At 64.7% G+C, this 16,883-nt stretch carries 16 protein-coding genes; 13 read left to right on the forward strand and 3 right to left on the reverse strand.

Annotation, left to right across the window (positions count from 1 at the left end; genetic code table 11):
• Window positions 1-3 precede the first annotated feature (3 nt).
• The 4 genes from N2603_RS07645 (at window position 4) to N2603_RS07660 (ending at window position 2,378) form a co-directional block, all read left to right on the forward strand.
• Window positions 4-480 carry a PaaI family thioesterase gene (locus tag N2603_RS07645; RefSeq protein ID WP_260388273.1) on the forward strand — a complete coding sequence of 159 codons (477 nt, stop codon included), beginning with the start codon at window positions 4-6 and terminating at the stop codon, window positions 478-480.
• Window positions 481-524: 44 nt separating this feature from the next.
• On the forward strand, window positions 525-908 hold the full coding sequence (locus tag N2603_RS07650) for a CidA/LrgA family protein (RefSeq protein WP_018646490.1): 384 nt from the start codon (window positions 525-527) through the stop codon (window positions 906-908).
• A complete protein-coding gene (locus N2603_RS07655) occupies window positions 905-1,627 on the forward strand; it encodes an LrgB family protein (protein ID WP_260388274.1) in 723 nt (240 codons plus the stop codon). Before N2603_RS07650 ends, N2603_RS07655 begins: the two co-directional genes overlap by 4 nt.
• 88 nt (window positions 1,628-1,715) lie before the next feature.
• Window positions 1,716-2,378 carry a DsbA family protein gene (locus tag N2603_RS07660; RefSeq protein WP_260388275.1) on the forward strand — a complete coding sequence of 221 codons (663 nt, stop codon included), beginning with the start codon at window positions 1,716-1,718 and terminating at the stop codon, window positions 2,376-2,378.
• A gap of 80 nt (window positions 2,379-2,458) precedes the next feature.
• Here the strand turns inward: N2603_RS07660 and N2603_RS07665 are convergent, their stop codons facing one another.
• The 3 genes from N2603_RS07665 to N2603_RS07675 form a co-directional block, all read right to left on the reverse strand.
• Entirely contained in the window at window positions 2,459-2,665 is a 207-nt protein-coding gene (locus N2603_RS07665; RefSeq protein WP_026312539.1) for a hypothetical protein, read from the reverse strand.
• 83 nt (window positions 2,666-2,748) lie between these two features.
• Window positions 2,749-3,819, reverse strand: a complete 1,071-nt coding sequence (locus N2603_RS07670; RefSeq protein ID WP_260388276.1) for a carboxylesterase family protein — start codon at window positions 3,817-3,819, stop codon at window positions 2,749-2,751.
• Between the two features lie 21 nt (window positions 3,820-3,840).
• Window positions 3,841-4,812, reverse strand: a complete 972-nt coding sequence (locus tag N2603_RS07675; protein ID WP_018646495.1) for a S1C family serine protease — start codon at window positions 4,810-4,812, stop codon at window positions 3,841-3,843.
• A gap of 288 nt (window positions 4,813-5,100) precedes the next feature.
• Between N2603_RS07675 and N2603_RS07680 the strand changes: the two genes are divergently transcribed.
• The 9 genes from N2603_RS07680 to N2603_RS07720 all read left to right on the forward strand — a co-directional run bounded on the left by N2603_RS07680 (window position 5,101) and on the right by N2603_RS07720 (window position 16,434).
• On the forward strand, window positions 5,101-6,519 hold the full coding sequence (locus N2603_RS07680) for a M20 family metallopeptidase (RefSeq protein ID WP_260388277.1): 1,419 nt from the start codon (window positions 5,101-5,103) through the stop codon (window positions 6,517-6,519).
• A gap of 262 nt (window positions 6,520-6,781) precedes the next feature.
• Window positions 6,782-8,572: a peptide ABC transporter substrate-binding protein gene (locus N2603_RS07685; protein ID WP_260388278.1), complete on the forward strand. Its 1,791-nt coding sequence runs from the start codon at window positions 6,782-6,784 to the stop codon at window positions 8,570-8,572.
• A gap of 30 nt (window positions 8,573-8,602) precedes the next feature.
• On the forward strand, window positions 8,603-9,562 hold the full coding sequence (locus N2603_RS07690; protein WP_260388279.1) for an ABC transporter permease: 960 nt from the start codon (window positions 8,603-8,605) through the stop codon (window positions 9,560-9,562).
• Window positions 9,528-10,445 (forward strand): ABC transporter permease, encoded by a 918-nt coding sequence (locus N2603_RS07695; RefSeq protein WP_018646499.1) that lies wholly within the window; start codon window positions 9,528-9,530, stop codon window positions 10,443-10,445. Before N2603_RS07690 ends, N2603_RS07695 begins: the two co-directional genes overlap by 35 nt.
• Window positions 10,445-11,440, forward strand: a complete 996-nt coding sequence (locus tag N2603_RS07700) for an ABC transporter ATP-binding protein (RefSeq protein WP_018646500.1) — start codon at window positions 10,445-10,447, stop codon at window positions 11,438-11,440. The genes N2603_RS07695 and N2603_RS07700 overlap by 1 nt, the downstream gene beginning before the upstream one ends.
• Window positions 11,437-12,405 (forward strand): ABC transporter ATP-binding protein, encoded by a 969-nt coding sequence (locus tag N2603_RS07705; RefSeq protein WP_260388280.1) that lies wholly within the window; start codon window positions 11,437-11,439, stop codon window positions 12,403-12,405. Before N2603_RS07700 ends, N2603_RS07705 begins: the two co-directional genes overlap by 4 nt.
• Window positions 12,406-12,627: 222 nt before the next feature.
• Window positions 12,628-13,764, forward strand: a complete 1,137-nt coding sequence (locus N2603_RS07710) for a TRAP transporter substrate-binding protein (protein WP_018646502.1) — start codon at window positions 12,628-12,630, stop codon at window positions 13,762-13,764.
• Window positions 13,765-13,867: 103 nt separating this feature from the next.
• Window positions 13,868-14,536 carry a TRAP transporter small permease subunit gene (locus N2603_RS07715; protein WP_260424163.1) on the forward strand — a complete coding sequence of 223 codons (669 nt, stop codon included), beginning with the start codon at window positions 13,868-13,870 and terminating at the stop codon, window positions 14,534-14,536.
• Window positions 14,536-16,434, forward strand: a complete 1,899-nt coding sequence (locus N2603_RS07720; RefSeq protein ID WP_026312541.1) for a TRAP transporter large permease — start codon at window positions 14,536-14,538, stop codon at window positions 16,432-16,434. Before N2603_RS07715 ends, N2603_RS07720 begins: the two co-directional genes overlap by 1 nt.
• The last annotated feature ends 449 nt before the right edge of the window (window positions 16,435-16,883 follow it).

The raw sequence follows: 16,883 nt of genomic DNA on the forward strand, positions 1-16,883 counted from the left end.
GCCATGACCGCATTCGAGCCGAAAAACCCGGGCTATCGTGCTGCGGCCATCGCCATGTTCGACGGCCAGCCGGCCATGCGCACGCTCGGCATCGTGATCGTCCGTCTCGCGCCGGGCGAGGTCGAGCTGGCGATGCTGCATGCGCCGGCCTTCACACAGCAGAACGGTTTCATCCATGCCGGCATCATCACGGCCGGGCTCGACAACGCCTGCGGCGTTGCCGCCTACAGCTTGATGCCACCGGAGGCCGACATCCTCACCGTCGAATTCAAGACCACGCTGCTCGCACCCGCCCGGGGCGAGCGTTTCGTCTTCAAGGCCGAGGTGGTCAAGCCCGGCCGGACACTCACCTTCTGCGAGGCAAAGGCCTTCGCCGAGCATGACGGCAAGACCACGCTGATCGCCACGATGACCGGGACGCTGATGGCGATGCTGCCTCGCCCTGCGAGTTCGCATGAGGTGCGCGCGTCGCGCGCATAGCGGCGATTGACAAGCCTGGCGGCGCATCCCTTGATGCGAACGCCATGCTTGCAAGTCTCGGCCTCATCCTGCTCTGCCAGTTGATCGGCGAAGCCGTCGTGCGCGGCCTCGGCCTGCCATTGCCGGGGCCCGTGCTCGGACTTCTTCTGCTCCTGATCGTGCTGCTCGCCCGCGACCGCTTTGCGCTGCTTGCGCGCGGGCCGCTGCGCGATGGCGGCATCGAGACGGCGAGCAAGGGCCTTCTGGTCCATCTCTCGCTGCTCTTCGTGCCGGCCGGCGTCGGTGTCGTGCAGGAGCTCGATCTCCTCGCGTCTCACGGTATCGCCATCGTCGTCGTGCTCGCGCTGTCCGTGGTCGTCACGCTGCTCGCGACTGTGCTGACCTTCCGCCTCGTCAGCCGATTGTTGCGGCAACAGGACGCGCGATGAAGGACAACCCGTTCTCGCTCTGGGTCTATCTCTCGCAGTCCCCGCTGCTATGGCTGACCGTGACCCTGCTGGTCTATGCGAGCACGGATGCGGTGTCGCTGGCGACGCGGCGCCATCCGCTCGCCAATCCCGTGCTGCATGCGACGTGGATCATCGGCGCGTTCCTGCTCCTGACCGGCACCTCCTACACGACCTATTTCGCCGGCGCGCAGTTCGTGCATTTCCTGCTTGGACCCGCGACCGTCGCGCTGGCCGTGCCGCTCTACGAGAACCGCAAGCGCGTGGTTTCATCCATCGTGCCGATGCTGGTGGCGCTGATCTCAGGCTCGGTCACGGCGGTGGTGTCGGTGGTGCTGCTGGCCGAAGTCGCTGGACTGCCGCGCGATGTCGTGCTGTCGCTGGCGCCGAAATCCGTCACCGCCGGCGTCGCCATGGGCATCGCCGAATCCCTGCACGCCGATCCTTCGCTGGCGGCGGTCGCGGTGATCCTCACCGGCATCATGGGCGCGATCATCGTGACGCCGCTGATGAACCGCACCGGCATCACCGATTATCGGGCTCGCGGCTTTGCCGTGGGCCTTGCCGCGCACGGCATCGGGACGGCGCGCGCGTTCCAGGTCGACGAGATCGCCGGCGTCTTCTCCGGCATCGCCATGAGCCTGAACGCTTTGGTGACCTCGTTCCTGGTACCCTTGGCGGTCACGCTGCTGGTGCGATGACATCGCTGCCGCGACACTCTATATGGTCGGTAACAATTCCCGGTCCCAAGCCGTATTTGCCGAAGATGGGACCGAAACGGGACGAGATATGACTGGATCTGGAAATAAGAGCCGCCTGGTGCCGACCCGGCGCGCGGCGCTGACGCTGATCGGGGCGGGCGCGCTTGCGGCGGGCGGCATCACCTCTGCGCTGGCAGCCACCGACGATGACGAGGTGCTGACAGAAACCAAGGTGCTGCGCGATCCCGACACGCCGGTCGCCGGCAATCCCGATGGCAACATCACCATCGTCGAATGGTCCGACTACAATTGTCCCTATTGTCGCAAGCTCGAGCCCGAGCTGCGCCAGGTCGTTCAGGATGACGGCAAGGTGAGGCTGGTGATGAAGGACTGGCCGATCCTGGGGCCGGTCTCGGTCACGGCGGCACGGATCGCGCTCGCGGCCAAATTCCAGGACAAGTACCACCAGGCCCACGACGCCATGATGGGCGTCTCTTCGCGCCTGACCGAGCCGCGCATCAACGAGCTGCTCGCGACCGCCGGCGTCGACATGGACCGGTTGAAGCGCGATCTCACCGATCACGCCAAGGACATCGACGCCATCCTCAAGCGCAACAACGAGCAGGCTGAGGCTTTTGGTTTCCGCGGCACCCCGTCCTTCATCGTCGGCAAGTACCGCGTGCCCGGCGTGCTCAGCATGACCGAGTTCGAGCAGGTGATCGCCGACGCCCGCAAAGCCAAGATGAACTGACGCGCGCAACGTTGATCGTCGCCCAACACAAAGGCGCCGCCGCGGACCCGCGACGGCGCCTTGTTCATGATACCGCGACGTTACTTCGACGAGATGCGGACCCAGTCCTTGTGCGCGCGATCGCGCAGCGCATCCCAATCGGCCTTCGCGACATCCCAGTTCACGATGGTGCGATTGGTGGTTGCGACCTCGCCATTGGCGACCGACGAGGTCTGCATGGAGTCATAGACATAGACGCCGCCCGCAAGCAGCAGCGCGCCCAAAATCATTCCGAAAAAAGTCCTCATAGCGAGCCTCCGGTGTCGCGCCGATAACGTCGGCACGGCCACGATGGTTCCGCGGCCATGCGGCGCATCTAAGGAGAGGTTGTTCATTCTCCGTTCAGCCACGCCAGCAGCTCCGCGTTGATCTCGCGCGGATAGGTGTGGCTGAGGTCGTCGATCTCGCGGTAGCTGACGTCGGCGCCGGCGGCGGAGAGCGTGGCCTGAGTCTGCCGCGCGGTCTGCACCGGAAACATCCAGTCCAGCTTGCCGTGGGTGATGAAGATGGGCAGGCCCCGCATGCGCTCGGCGTCCGCCATCTCCGCCATCAGCGGATGGAAGGTCGCCGAGACCGGCGCGAGATGCGTGAAGGGCGAGGCGCCGTCGAGGCCGGTGACGTAGCAGAAGGTGCCGCCGTCGCTCATGCCGGTCAGCAGCATGCGCGAGGCGTCGATGGTCCAGCGGCTGCGGACGGTCTCGAGGATGCGCATCAGGTTCGGCGTGTCGGAATCGTCGCCCATCAGTGCCCAGGTTGGTCCGGTTGCAGTCGGTGCCAGCAGGATCGCGCCGAGACTGCGTGCGTCGCGCAGCCAGCTCCACAGGAAGCCGCGGCCGTTGCCGCTGCCGCCATGCAGCGCCATCACCAGCGGCATGGCGCGATCGGGCGTGTAGTATTCGGGGACATAGACCGAGAAGCCACCGCGGCTGCCGGGCTCGTTGTGGTCATGGAAGATGCCGGTGTGTTCGCCTGCGCCGACTTCCAGCCGTGAGAGCAGATCGCCATTCTCGCGATTGGCGGCATTGAGAAAGAAGCTGCTCACGGGCGGAAACTGGGCCGCCAGCGGATAGAGCGCCTCCAGCGCGCGCGGCGCGTGGCGCAGTGCGCGAAACACGGCGACGAGATCGCCATTGCCGCGCTCGACCTCGCGGATGCCGACAAAGGCGGCGAGCGTCTCGCTGCAGGCGCGATCAAGTCGTTCGCGCAGTCCGGCGAATTGCTCCGGCCATTCTCCAATCGCGGCGTGCGATGCCTGCAGCGCCTCGTCCGGCGCGCCGATCGCGTTCATCACCGTGGCGAAGGCCGGCGGGTGCAAATGCCGCTGGAAGAAGCCGAGCGCTTCAAGGGCATTGAGGAGTGGCGGCAGAACGGCCACGATGTCGTCGATCACGGCCTCGCTCATCGCGGCGTTCCTGGCTTGGGGTCAGTGCAGCTTCGGCGCCTTCAACAGCCTGAAGCGATCGGTGGAGGTCACCGTGACGTCGAAGGTGACGCCCTCGTGATGGATGGTCAGCGGCACGTCGACGCCGGCGGCGCCGAGAGCCCACATCTTCCTGTAGAAGGCGGTCTGGCTCGTGACCTTGTCGCCGTCCACGGCGAGGATGACGTCGCCGGTCTTGAGTTCGGCGCGTGCGGCCGGGCCGTTGGCGGAGATCCCGATCACCACCACGCGGTTGTCGATCTCGGTCGAGTAGAGCCCGAGCCAGGGCCGCGACGGCTTGTTGACGCGGCCGAATTTGCGCAAGTCCTCCAGGATCGGCTTCAAGAGGTCGATCGGCACGATCATGTTGACGTGCTCGGCCTTGCCGTCGCGTTCTCGCTCGAGCTGGAGCGAGCCGATGCCGATCAACTCGCCGCGCTCATTGAGCAGGCCGGTGCCGCCCCAGTTCGGATGCGCGGGATAGGTGAAGACGGCTTCATCCAGTAGATATTCCCAGTAGCCGGCGAATTCCTGCTTGGCCACGATCTGGCTTGCAACCGACCGCGTGCGGCCGCCGGCGCCGCCGACCACGACGCGGTCGCCGATGCGAGTATCGGCCGAGTTGCCAAGCGGCAAGGGTTCGACGTCGAGCTGACCGAGTGCCTGCACGAGGCCGAAGCCGGTGACGGAATCGAAACCGAGGGCATGCCCCTCGACGACACGTCCGTCGGCGAGGTGCAGCCAGACCGATTCCGCCTCGGTGATGAGATAGCCGATGGTGAGCACCAGCCCGTCGTCGATCACGACTCCGTTGCCGGCGCGTTCGGTGCCCAGCGTTTCGGCGCTGAATGCGTCCGGCGGGACGATGGCGTGCAGGCCGACGACGGAAGCGAGCGCGCGGTCGAGATCGAATCCGTAATCGCTCGCACGCGGCTGATTGGCCGGCGGCACTCTCCATTCGGTCAGGGCGGGCATGGAGTTCTCCTGGCTGAGTGCATCGCGCCGCCATTCATGCCGGACGACGCGCGAAGCACGTATAATTTAGGCCGGAGAGGGCCGTCTTGAAAGCCTCGTTGCTCAACAATTCCGGAGAACGCCGCATGAAATCTTCGAAACGCACGGAAACACCTCGTGCACAGCGGGCGGGCAACGGCGCGATCCGGCACCGGCCGCATGGCTGCTGTCCGGCGAGGTGCTAGGCGGGCTGCAATGAAGCTGCTAACCATTGCCGCTTCGTTTGACCAAGGGATCACGGACCGAAGCATGGATAACCGCAGCGACATCTGGCGTGGCGTCGACACGATCAAGGCGCGTTTCATCGACCTCAGCGACAAGGTCTGGGGCACGCCCGAGGTGTGCTACACCGAGGCGCGGTCCGCCGCCGAACATCTCGCCGAGCTGCGTCATCAGGGCTTCCGCATCACCGAGAACGTCGCCGGCATCCCGACCGCGCTGGTGGGCGAATGGGGCGAGGGCGGACCGGTCATCGCCTTTATGGGTGAATATGATGCGCTGCCGGGCCTCAGCCAGGAGGCGGGCGTTGCGGAACACCGTCCGGTCGAGACCGGCGGCCATGGCCATGGCTGCGGCCACAACCTGCTCGGCTCTGCCGCGCTGCTCGCTGCGACCGCCGTGAAGGACTGGCTTGCCGAGAACAAGGTGCCCGGCCGCGTGCGCTATTACGGCTGCCCGGCCGAAGAAGGCGGCGCGGCAAAGGCCTTCATGGTGCGCTTCGGCGCGTTCGAGGACGCCGACATCGCCATCACCTGGCATCCGCACAGCTTCTGGGAAGTGGCGGTGACGCCGTCGCTCGCGAACACCCGCGCCGACTTCATCTTCACCGGCCGCACCTCGCATGCGGCGGCCTCGCCGCATCTCGGCCGTTCCGCGCTCGATGCCGTGGAACTGATGAATGTCGGCGTGAACTACATGCGCGAGCACATGCCGAGCGATGCCCGCGTGCATTATGCGCTGCTCGACACCGGCGGCATCGCGCCCAACGTGGTGCAGGCGCATGCGCGCGTGCGCTACTCGATCCGCGCCCGCGATCTTCCCGGCATGAACGAGCTGGTCGAACGCGTGTCCAAGATCGCGCAGGGTGCTGCGCTGATGACCGAGACCAAGGTCGAGATGAAGATCATCTCCGCGGTCTCGAACATCCTGCCGAACGCGCCGCTGGAGCAGGCGCTGCATCGGGTCATGGAAGAGCTCGGACCGCCGCATTTCGACGATGCGGACAAGAGCTTTGCCACAGAGATCCGCGCGACGCTGAGCGACAAGGACATCTCCTCGGTCTACTACGCGATCGGCATGGAGCCGACCGATCGGCCGCTGGCCGATTTCCTGGTGCCGCTCGATGCCAAGCGCAATCCGCTTGTCGGCTCGACCGACGTCGGCGACGTCAGCTGGGTGGTGCCGACCGTGCAGGTTCACGCACCCACGGTTGCAATCGGCACGCCCTTCCACACCTGGCAGGTGGTAGCGCAAGGCAAGAGCCCGCACGCGCACAAGGCCATGGTGCAGGCGGCCAAGGCGATGGCCGGGCTCGGCATCAAGGCGCTGACGGATCCGGAGCTGATCAAGGCCGCCAAGGCCGACCTTCAGAAGCGCACGGCGAAAACGCCTTACGTTTGTCCGCTGCCGGACCATGTCGCGCCCCCGCTCGATATGTCCGTGGCGTAGAATTCCGTCTCGATACTTCGTCTGATCCGGCGAACAAATTTTCCGCAGTGCAGCGCGGTTTCCGGCGCATTTTGGCGCCGGATTGCCGAACGCTTGGGCTGCGGAACAGGGTTTTGCCCAACGGACAGCCAGAAGACCGTTTGCATACACACGGTCCTAGTTGACGTGCCCCCTAATCGGTGTGCCATCTACCGCCAGCCAAACCCGGCGGTCGCGTCTTGCGGCCGCCTGCATCCATACGGGAACCAGACGGGGGACAACCATGCTGGATAAAGAACTGCGTTCGATGATCGGTCAGGTGAAGGACGGGCGGATGGATCGCCGCGCCTTCATCAAGCGCATGGCCGCTGTCGGTCTCACCGCCCCCCTGGCCAACCAGATCCTCGCGCTTGGCGGTGTCGCCATGGCGGAGGGCCCCTCGACCTACAAGCCGACCAAGCGTGGCGGCGGTGGCGCGCTGAAGCTGCTGTGGTGGCAGGGTCCGACCCTGCTCAACCCGCACTTCGCCACCGGCACCAAGGACCAGGACGGCTCGCGCCTGTTCTACGAGCCGCTCGCCTGCTGGGATCCGGACGGCAACATGAAGCTGGTTCTGGCATCCGAAATTCCGTCGATCCAGAACGGTCTGCTCGCGGCTGACGGCAAGTCGGTGACGTGGAAGCTGAAGCCCGGCGTGAAGTGGCATGACGGCAAGCCGTTCACCGCCGACGACATTGTCTTCACCTGGGAATACATCATCGATCCCGCGACAGCGGCCATTACCGTGGCCACCTACCGCGACATCACGGTCGAGAAAGTGGACGACCTGACGGTTCGCATCACCTTCAAGAAGCCAACGCCGTTCTGGGCGGACGCCTTTGTTGGCGCGCCCAACACCATCATCCCCAAGCATCTGTTCGCCGACTACAAGGGGTCCAAATCGCGGGAAGCGCCGACCAACCTGTCGCCGGTCGGAACCGGCCCGTACAAGTTCGTCGAATTCAAGCCCGGCGATCTCGTCCGCGGCCAGCTCAATCCCGATTACCACATGCCGAACCGGCCTTATTTCGACACGGTCGAGATGAAGGGCGGTGGTGACGCGGTTTCGGCTGCGCGCGCCGTGATCCAGACCGGCGAATATGATTTCGGCTGGAACATCCAGGTCGAGGACGACGTCCTCCTGCGCCTGGAGAAGGGCGGCAAGGGCAAGACGATCTATGCCGTCGGCGGCGACACCGAGTTCATCGCGCTCAACTTCACCGACCCCAACACCGAGGTCGACGGCGAGAAGTCGTCGATGAAGACCAAGCATCCGCTGTTCTCCGACCCCGCGGTCCGCAAGGCGCTATCGCTGCTGATCGATCGCGAGTCGGTGAAGAAGGCGATCTACGGCCGTGCCGGCCGCACCACGGCCAATTTCCTCAACGGCCCGGAAAAATTCGTCTCCAAGAACACTTCGTGGGAATTCAGCATCGAGAAGGCTTCGAAGATCCTGGACGATGCCGGCTGGAAGCCGGGCGCGGACGGCATCCGCGAGAAGGACGGCAAGAAGCTGAAGCTCTTGTACCAGACCTCGATCAACGGTCCGCGCCAGAAGACGCAGGCTATCGTCAAGCAGGCCTGTCAGAAGGCCGGCATCGACGTCGAATTGAAGTCGGTCGTGGCCTCGGTGTTCTTCTCGTCGGACGTCGCCAATCCCGACACCTATGCGAAATTCTATGCCGACATCGAGATGTTCCAGATCCCGCTGAGCCAGCCCGATCCGTCGCAGCATATGCGCCGCTTTCTGTCGACCAACGTCGCCACCAAGGAGAACAAGTGGCAGGGCACGAATTTCCCGCGCTGGATCAACAAGGACTACGACGCAGCGATCGAAGCCGCCGAAAGCGAGATGGATCCGATCAAGCGCGCGGAGCACTACATCAAGGCCAACGACCTCATGTATCAGGACACCGTGTTCATCCCGGTGCAGCATCGGTTGAAGGTGGAAGCGGCGGCCAACAATCTGCGGCCGATCATCAGCGGCTGGGCCAACGAAACCGACAATCTGCACGATTGGTATCGCGAGGAATGATCCCCCAACTCTAGACGGGGCCCTTCCCTCATGAGTCAATACGTCCTGCGTCGCCTGCTGATCGCGATTCCGAGCCTGCTCGGAATCTCGGTCGTGCTGTTCGTCGTGCTTGCGCTCGCCCCCGGCGATCCGTTCTCTGAACTGGCGACGAACCCGAACGTGCCGCCCGAAGTGCAAGCCGCGCTTCGGGCCAAGTTCGGCCTCGACGATCCGATCCACCTCCGTTACCTGCACTGGCTCAACGCCATGCTGCACGGCGACTGGGGCTTTTCCTTCGTCAGCCGGATGAACGTCGACACGCTGATCCTCCAGCGCCTGCCGGCCACGCTCTACGTGATCGGCTCGGCGCAGATCCTGGCGCTGTTGATCGCGATTCCGGTCGGGGTCTATGCCGCGACGAAGCCCTATTCGTTGTTCGACCAGATTGCCAACACGCTCGCCTTCGTCGGCTTCTCGCTGCCGACCTTCTTCACCGGCATCCTGTTCATCCTGATCTTCTCGGTCACGCTGGACTGGCTGCCCTTCGTCTACACCACCGACCTCAAGGCCACCGGCATCCACTGGGTGCTGGAGATGATCCGTCAGGCTATCATGCCGGTGGCCGTGCTCGGCCTGTTCCAGGCGGCGTCGATGACGCGCTTCGTGCGCTCGGCGATGCTCGACGTCATTAGGCTCGACTACGTCACCACGGCGCGGGCCAAGGGCCTCGGCCAGGCCACGGTGATCGTCAAGCACGTGATGCGCAACGCCATGATCCCCGTGGTCACGCTGATCGCGTTGCAGATGCCTGCGGTGTTCGGCGGCGCCATCGTCACCGAGCAGATCTTCCGTATCCCCGGCATCGGCTCGCTGCTGATCTCCTCCATCCTTTCCAACGACACGCCGGTGGTGATGGCCGTCACCTTCGTCTTCGCGTGCCTCGTGGTGCTGTTCAACCTCATCGCGGACGTCCTTTATGGCTGGCTTGACCCTCGCATCTCCCTCCGCTGAGCGGGGCGTCTACTCGCCCTGGCGCGAGACGTGGCGGCGCTACAGCCGCCACCGGCTCGCTGTCGTCAGCGCCTTCCTGCTCCTCATCCTGGTGCTCGCCGTCGTGCTCGGGCCCTTCGTGTGGCGCGTGAAGATCAATGAGATCGACATCGTCGCGGGCATGCAGGGGCCGTCGTTCGCCCATCCCTTCGGCACCGACGATCTCGGCCAGGACATCCTGGCGCGCATGATCTATGGCGGCCGCATCTCGCTCGCTGTGGGACTCGCCGCGATGCTGGTCTCGGTCTTCATCGGCACGCTGATCGGCGCGCTCGCCGGCATGTCGCGTGGTGCGCTCGGGCACGGATTGATGTGGCTCACCGACCTTTTCCTGTCGTTGCCGCAACTGCCGCTGCTGCTCCTGCTCATCTATCTCTTCCGCGACGGGCTGAAGCAGGTGTTTGGTCCCGAAGGCGGCATCTTCATCCTGATCGTACTGGTGATCGGGGGCTTGCGCTGGATGCCGGTGGCGCGGCTCGTGCGCGCGCAGTTCCTGTCGATCCGCGAGAAGGAGTTCGTCGAGGCGGCCCGCGCGCTCGGCGCCAGCCCGGTGCGGCAGGTGGTGCGCCACATCCTGCCCAATGCGGTCGGCCCGGTGATCATTGCCGGCACCATCGACGTCGCCGCCGCCATCATCGCGGAATCGACGCTGTCCTTCCTCGGTCTCGGCTTTCCGCCCGATACTCCGACCTGGGGACGACTGCTGTATGACGCCAAGGACTTCCTCGACATCGGCCCGCACTGGGCGCTGTTCCCGGGCGGCGCGATCTTCATCGCGGTGGTCGCCATCAACTTCATCGGCGACGGCCTGCGGGACGCGCTCGATGCGCGACGGGTGATCTGATGGCGCCGCTGCTCGAGATCAAGGGCCTGAAAACCCACTTCTCCACCGACGACGGCATCCTCCAGGCCGTCGACGGCGTCGACATCTCCATCAACAAAGGCGAGACGCTCTGCGTCGTCGGCGAATCCGGCTGCGGCAAGACCGTGACCGCGATGTCGATCCTGAAGCTGATCGCGATGCCGCCGGGCCGCATCGCGGCCGGCCAGATCATCTTCGAAGGCCGCGATCTCGTACCGCTGACCAGCAATCAGCTCGACGAGATCAGGGCCAAGGAGATCGGCTTCATTTTCCAGGAGCCGATGACCTCGCTCAATCCGGTGCTCACGATCGGCGAGCAGATCGCCGAGAGCCTGCGCCGGCACGAAGCGGTGACCAAGAAGCAGGCGCTCGAGCGCACCATCGAGATGCTGAAGCTGGTGCAGATCCCCAATGCCGAAGGCCGCGTGCACAATTATCCGCACCAGTTCTCCGGCGGCATGCGCCAGCGCGTGATGATCGCGATGGCGCTCGCCTGCAAGCCGAAGCTGATCATCGCCGACGAGCCCACCACGGCGCTCGACGTCACCATCCAGGCGCAGATCCTCGACCTCCTGCAGGACATGAAGGAGCGCTTCGGCATGGCGGTGATGCTGATCACCCATGCCATGGGCGTCGTCGCCGAGACCGCGCAGCGCGTCGTCGTGATGTATGCCGGCAAGGTGGTCGAGGAGGCGCCCGTCGACGATCTCTTCGGCGATCCCCGTCACCCCTATACGCAAGGCCTGATCCGCTCGATCCCGCGTATCGACCTCGACAGCGAGCACAAGACACGGCTCGAGGCGATCGGCGGCTCGGTGCCGATCCTGATCAATCCGCCGGTCGGCTGCCGCTTCGCGCCGCGCTGCAAGTTCGCCATGAACGTCTGCATCGAGAAGGAGCCGCTGCTGCGCGAGGTCTCACCCGGCCATCGCATGGCCTGTCACCTCGGCGATACACAGTTGGGAGGCGCGGCATGAGCGAGCCCTTGCTCCGCGTCAGCGGCCTGAAGAAACATTTCCCCGTGCTCGGCGGCCTGCTGTCGCGCCAGGTCGGCAGCGTCTATGCGGTCGACGGCGTGTCGTTCTCGGTCAATCGCGGCGAGACGCTCGGCCTCGTTGGCGAGTCCGGCTGCGGCAAGTCGACCACGGGGCGCTGCGTGCTGCGCCTGATCGAGCCGACCGACGGCGAGGTCACCTTCGACGGCCAGGACGTGCGCAAGCTCGGCGGTACAGATCTGCGCGCGATGCGGCGGAACATGCAGCTGGTGTTCCAGGACCCGTTCGCCTCGCTCAATCCGCGCATGACGATCGGCGCCATTCTCGGCGAGGCCTTCACCATCCACAATCTGGCCTCGTCCGCCAAGGAGCGCGAGGAGCGCGTCGCGGGCCTGCTCGTGAAGGTCGGGCTCAAGGCCGAGCACATGCGGCGCTATCCGCACGAATTCTCCGGCGGCCAGCGCCAGCGCATCGTGATCGCGCGCGCGCTTGCGGTCGAGCCGAAGCTGATCGTCTGCGACGAGCCGGTCTCGGCGCTCGACGTGTCGATCCAGGCGCAGGTCATCAACCTGCTGGAAGATCTCCAGGCCGAGCTGAATCTGACCTATCTCTTCGTCGCCCACGACCTCTCGGTGGTCGAGCACATCTCCGACCGCGTCGCGGTGATGTATCTCGGCCGCATCGTCGAGCTCGCCAAGGCCAGCGACCTCTACCGCAATCCGCAGCACCCCTACACCAAGGCGCTGCTATCGGCGGTGCCGGTGCCCGATCCAAAGCTCAAGCGCGAGCGCATCCGCCTCAAGGGCGACGTGCCGAGCCCGATGAAGCCGCCGTCGGGCTGCCACTTCCACACCCGGTGTCCGATCGCTCAGCCGCGCTGCGCCGAAAGCGCGCCGGAGCTGAAGGAGGGAGCGGGCGGGCATTTCGTGGCGTGTCATCTGGCGTAATGGTGCAGTGCGCCATGCGCAGCGGGCGCCCTTACACCGCCGCTTAATTTGATCCGACGGGCGGGGAATAATTCGAACGGGCGAGTTGGTGTCGTCCCGCACGCCCTCCGCGTCGTAGCGTCGCATCGTCGGGAACTTTCTTGCCAAAGTCCGGCGCAAGTCCTTGTCTTCTCCTTACAAAAAAGGGGCGATCCGTCACGGATCGCGCTGAGGGAGGACATCATGACGAAGACGAGCAAGGACGGCGCGTCGACGCGCCGCCGTTTTCTGAAGGCGGCCGCAACTGGGGCGGCCGCCACTGTCGCCGCACCAACCATCGTCCTGGCGCAGGGGCCGATCAGCATGCGCTGGCAGAGCACCTGGCCGGCCAAGGACATCTTCCACGAATACGCGCTCGACTATGCGAAGAAGGTCAACGACATGACCGGCGGCGACCTCAAGATCGAGGTGCTTCCCGCCGGCGCTGTGGTGCCGGCCTTCGGCCTGCTGGATGCAGTGTCGAAGGGCACGCTCGACGGCGGGCACGGCGTGCTCGCCTATCACTATGGCAAGCAGAACGCGCTGGCGCTGTGGGGCTCGGGTCCGGGCTATGCCATGGATGCCAACATGCTGCTCGCCTGGCACCGCTATGGCGGCGGCAAGGAGCTCCTCGAGAAGCTCTACGCCTCGATCGGCGCCAACGTCGTCTCGTTCCCGTACGGGCCGATGCCGACCCAGCCGCTCGGCTGGTACAAGAAGCCGATGACCAAGGTGGAGGATTTCCAGGGCCTGAAATTCCGCACCGTCGGCATCTCCATCGACGTGTTCACTGGCCTCGGCGCAGCAGTCAACGCGCTGCCGGGTGGTGAGATCGTCTCGGCGATGGACCGTGGCCTCTTGGATGCGGCCGAATTCAACAACGCCACATCCGATCGCGTCCTCGGCTTCCCGGATGTTTCCAAGATCTGCATGCTCCAGAGCTACCACCAGAACGCGGAGCAGTTCGAGATCTTGTTCAACAAGACCAAGTTCGACGCGCTGCCGGAGAAGATGAGGGCGATCATCGCCAATGCTGTCGACTCGGCCGGCCAGGACATGGCCTGGAAGGCGATCGACCGCTATTCCAGGGACTACGAGGAGCTGCAGACCAAGGACAAGGTCAAGTTCTACAAGACACCGGACTCGATCCTCCAGAAGCAGTTGGAGGTGTTCGACCAGGTGGCCGAGAAGAAGTCGGCAGAGAACCCGCTGTTCAAGGAGATCGTGGAATCGCAATTGGCCTTCGCCAAGCGGGCGACGCAGTGGGAGCAGGATACGGTGGTCAGCCGCCGCATGGCCTACGCCCACTATTTTGGTCCCAACGCCAAGAAGAAGAGCTAGCCGGCTCATCGCACGGTCGAAGCGTCATCCGGGACCGCAACCCGGATGGCGCTTGTCTTGTCTCTAGGCAGCAGTAACGCCAGGATTGGCGGTGGCAACGCACATGAATCCGCAGCGCTTTCTGTACACCATCGACGCGATCAGCACGTGGACCGGCAAGTTCGCGGCCTGGCTGGTCGTGGGGCTGATGGCGCTGGTCTGCGCCGAGGTCTTCAAGCGTTACATCCTCAACATGCCGACCGCCTGGATCTTCGACGCCTCGAACATGCTGTATGGCACCCTGTTCATGATCGCGGGCGCCTATACGCTGGCCCAGAACGCGCATGTTCGCGGCGACTTCCTCTACTCCTCGATGCGGCCGCGCACCCAGGCGAGCCTCGACCTCGTGCTGTACTTCGCATTCTTCCTGCCCGGCATCGCCGCGCTGGTCTATGCGGGATGGGACTATGCGCTGGATTCCTGGCGCATCAACGAGCATTCCAACGTCACCGCCGAGGGTCCGCCGGTCTACCACTTCAAGTTCATGATTCCGCTCGCAGGCGCTCTGGTGCTGCTGCAGGGCATAGCCGAAATCGCCCGCTGCGTGCTCTGTCTCAAGACGGGGGCCTGGCCGAGCCGGCTCGCCGATGTCTCCGAAATCGACGTCATCGAGGAGCAGCTTGCGCACAGCGAGCATGTCGACGAAGAGGCGCGGACGGCAGCGATCGCACGCGCGCAGGACATCGAGGAAAGCGCGCGGCAGCGCGGCATGGGCGGAGACCTGCAGGGATGATCAGCGATCCGGCACTCGGACTCTTGATGCTCGGCCTCATCGTGGTCGTGATCATGATGGGCTTTCCGACCGCCTTCACCCTGATGGGGCTCGGCATGTTCTTCGGCTTCTTCGCCTATCACCGGGCGGGCGAAGCCTGGGGAGACAATCACATCTTCGATCTGATGGTTCAGCGCACCTATGGTGCGATGACCAACGACGTCCTGATCTCGATCCCGCTGTTCGTGCTGATGGGCTACGTCATGGAGCGCGGCGCGCTGGTCGACAAGATGTTCTACTCGATCCAGCTCGCCTTCCGCCGCGTGCCTGCCTCGCTCGCGGTGGCGACGCTGATCGTCTGCACGTTCTGGGGCATCGCAAGCGGGCTCGTCGGCGCGGTCGTGGTATTGATGGGCGTCATCGCCTTCAATCCGATGCTGAAGGCCGGCTATGACGTCAAGCTCGCCTCCGGCGTCATCACCGCCGGCGGCACGCTCGGCATCCTGATTCCGCCCTCGGTGATGATCATCGTCTACGCGGCCGTGGCCGGACAGTCGGTGGTGAAGCTCTACGCGGCGGCGATGTTTCCGGGCTTCTTCCTGGCCTTCCTCTATCTCGTCTACATCGTCGGCTGGGCGCTGCTCAATCCGAAGATTGCGCCGAAGCTTCCCGAAAGCGAAATCAAGGTTCCGGTCCGTCCGTGGCTCGTCACGCTGCAGCAAGCCTATTCGCGCAAAGTGCTGCCGGCACTCGTTGCGGCGCTGCTGGCGCCCGCCAGGATCGTCAGCGCCGGCGTCGATGGCGCCCGCGTCACCTATTCAACGCTCGTGAAGAGCCTCGGCTACGCGCTGGTGCCGCTGGTCCTCACGCTCGCAACGCTCTGGGTCACCTGGTGGTACGTCGTGATCCACCAGCAGGCCGACATTCAAACGCCGGTCGCGGCCGCGACGCAGCAACAGCCTCGCGCGGAGGAGACGCTCCAGCCGCTCGGCGCGGGCGCCCAGCAGCAGGAGAGCGCCGAAGACAAGCTCGAGGAGCTCGGCGGCGCCGCCAGCCGGTCGGAGAGGTCCACGACGAACGAGCCCGAGGTGCTCCAGCAGATGGGCAGTGCCGAATTGCGGGGCAAGACCACGGCCGCGCCCGTGGAGTCCGGACCGCCGCCCGAGTTCTATACTTATTTTGCCGTCGTCGCCGGCATCTTCGCGCTCATGCTGCTCTATTATTACTGGACCATGGAGGCCGAGCAGTTCGAGGTGTTGCGGCTCCTGGTCATGTCCGTGATGCCCCTCGGCATCCTGACCGTGGTCGTGCTCGCCGTGATCCTGTTCGGCATCACCACCGCGACGGAATCGGCGGCAGTGGGCGCGGCCGGCGCCTTCCTGCTCGCGTTCCAGGCCCGGACGCTGGACTGGAAGCGCACCAAGGAAGCGGTGTTCCTGACCGCCAAGACCACCTCGATGGTGTGCTGGCTTTTCGTGGGCTCGGCGCTGTTCTCGGCGGTGTTCGCGATCCTCGGCGGCCAGGCGCTCCTCGAAAGCTGGGTGCTCTCGCTCAACATGTCGCCGGTCCAGTTCATGATCCTGTCGCAGGCGATCATCTTCCTGCTCGGCTGGCCGCTGGAATGGACCGAGATCATCGTGATCTTCGTGCCGATCTTCCTGCCGATGCTGAAACACTTCAACATCGATCCGGTCCTGTGGGGCGTGCTGGTCTTCGTCAACCTCCAGGCCGCATTCCTGTCGCCGCCCGTGGCGATGTCGGCGTTCTATCTGAAGGGCGTGGCGCCAAAGCACGTCACGCTCAACCAGATCTTCTCCGGCATGATGCCCTACATGCTGATCGTGATCGTCTGCATGGTATTCATGTACATCTGGCCCGGCCTGACGCTGTGGCTGCCGAACTATCTGTACGGAAGTTGAGCATCGGACGTCCCAGTGCTCGCCGGCCTGGAATCCGGCCCCTCGAAACGAAGGCCGGCGCCCCCGCGTTCGACGCTTCCATGGGCGGCATGGATCCCCGGCAGCTTCTTGGGCGAAGGAGTAAGCGGAAAAAAACATTTCGGACTGTGAAGCATCTTACACCACATGCCTCCGATGGTGCTAGAATGGCGACGCTTCTTAGGAGGCCCCGATGCTGACGCCCTTCAACAGGCCGTACTGGGAACAGAGCGCTCGTGACTGGACGATGAGGCTTGGCGCGCTCATGCCCCAACCGCGGAACAAGCCCGCCGAGCCCAAACCACAGCAGCCCCCATGGCGGCACTTCGACGATACCCACCATTGGGACTCGACCGCGGAGGAATGGGTCCCCAATCGCGACAGGTGACGCGCCGGGACCGAGCCTGCCTGGACGCCTTCATCGGCGTTAC

Origin of the sequence: Bradyrhizobium huanghuaihaiense, assembly GCF_025200885.1 — a bacterium.
In the GTDB taxonomy this organism is placed as follows: Bacteria; Pseudomonadota; Alphaproteobacteria; order Rhizobiales; family Xanthobacteraceae; genus Bradyrhizobium; species Bradyrhizobium huanghuaihaiense.

Bases quoted from the DNA above. Each gene is read 5' to 3' on its own strand.
- N2603_RS07670 (WP_260388276.1), bottom strand. From the start codon at position 3,819: ATGAGCGAGGCCGTGATCGACGACATCGTGGCCGTTCTGCCGCCACTC.
- N2603_RS07690 (WP_260388279.1), top strand. From the start codon at position 8,603: ATGAGTCAATACGTCCTGCGTCGCCTGCTGATCGCGATTCCGAGCCTG.
- N2603_RS07715 (WP_260424163.1), top strand. From the start codon at position 13,868: ATGAATCCGCAGCGCTTTCTGTACACCATCGACGCGATCAGCACGTGG.
- N2603_RS07675 (WP_018646495.1), bottom strand. From the start codon at position 4,812: ATGCCCGCCCTGACCGAATGGAGAGTGCCGCCGGCCAATCAGCCGCGT.
- N2603_RS07700 (WP_018646500.1), top strand. From the start codon at position 10,445: ATGGCGCCGCTGCTCGAGATCAAGGGCCTGAAAACCCACTTCTCCACC.
- N2603_RS07685 (WP_260388278.1), top strand. From the start codon at position 6,782: ATGCTGGATAAAGAACTGCGTTCGATGATCGGTCAGGTGAAGGACGGG.
- N2603_RS07695 (WP_018646499.1), top strand. From the start codon at position 9,528: ATGGCTGGCTTGACCCTCGCATCTCCCTCCGCTGAGCGGGGCGTCTAC.
- N2603_RS07665 (WP_026312539.1), bottom strand. From the start codon at position 2,665: ATGAGGACTTTTTTCGGAATGATTTTGGGCGCGCTGCTGCTTGCGGGC.
- N2603_RS07645 (WP_260388273.1), top strand. From the start codon at position 4: ATGACCGCATTCGAGCCGAAAAACCCGGGCTATCGTGCTGCGGCCATC.
- N2603_RS07680 (WP_260388277.1), top strand. From the start codon at position 5,101: ATGGATAACCGCAGCGACATCTGGCGTGGCGTCGACACGATCAAGGCG.
- N2603_RS07650 (WP_018646490.1), top strand. From the start codon at position 525: ATGCTTGCAAGTCTCGGCCTCATCCTGCTCTGCCAGTTGATCGGCGAA.
- N2603_RS07655 (WP_260388274.1), top strand. From the start codon at position 905: ATGAAGGACAACCCGTTCTCGCTCTGGGTCTATCTCTCGCAGTCCCCG.
- N2603_RS07710 (WP_018646502.1), top strand. From the start codon at position 12,628: ATGACGAAGACGAGCAAGGACGGCGCGTCGACGCGCCGCCGTTTTCTG.
- N2603_RS07705 (WP_260388280.1), top strand. From the start codon at position 11,437: ATGAGCGAGCCCTTGCTCCGCGTCAGCGGCCTGAAGAAACATTTCCCC.
- N2603_RS07660 (WP_260388275.1), top strand. From the start codon at position 1,716: ATGACTGGATCTGGAAATAAGAGCCGCCTGGTGCCGACCCGGCGCGCG.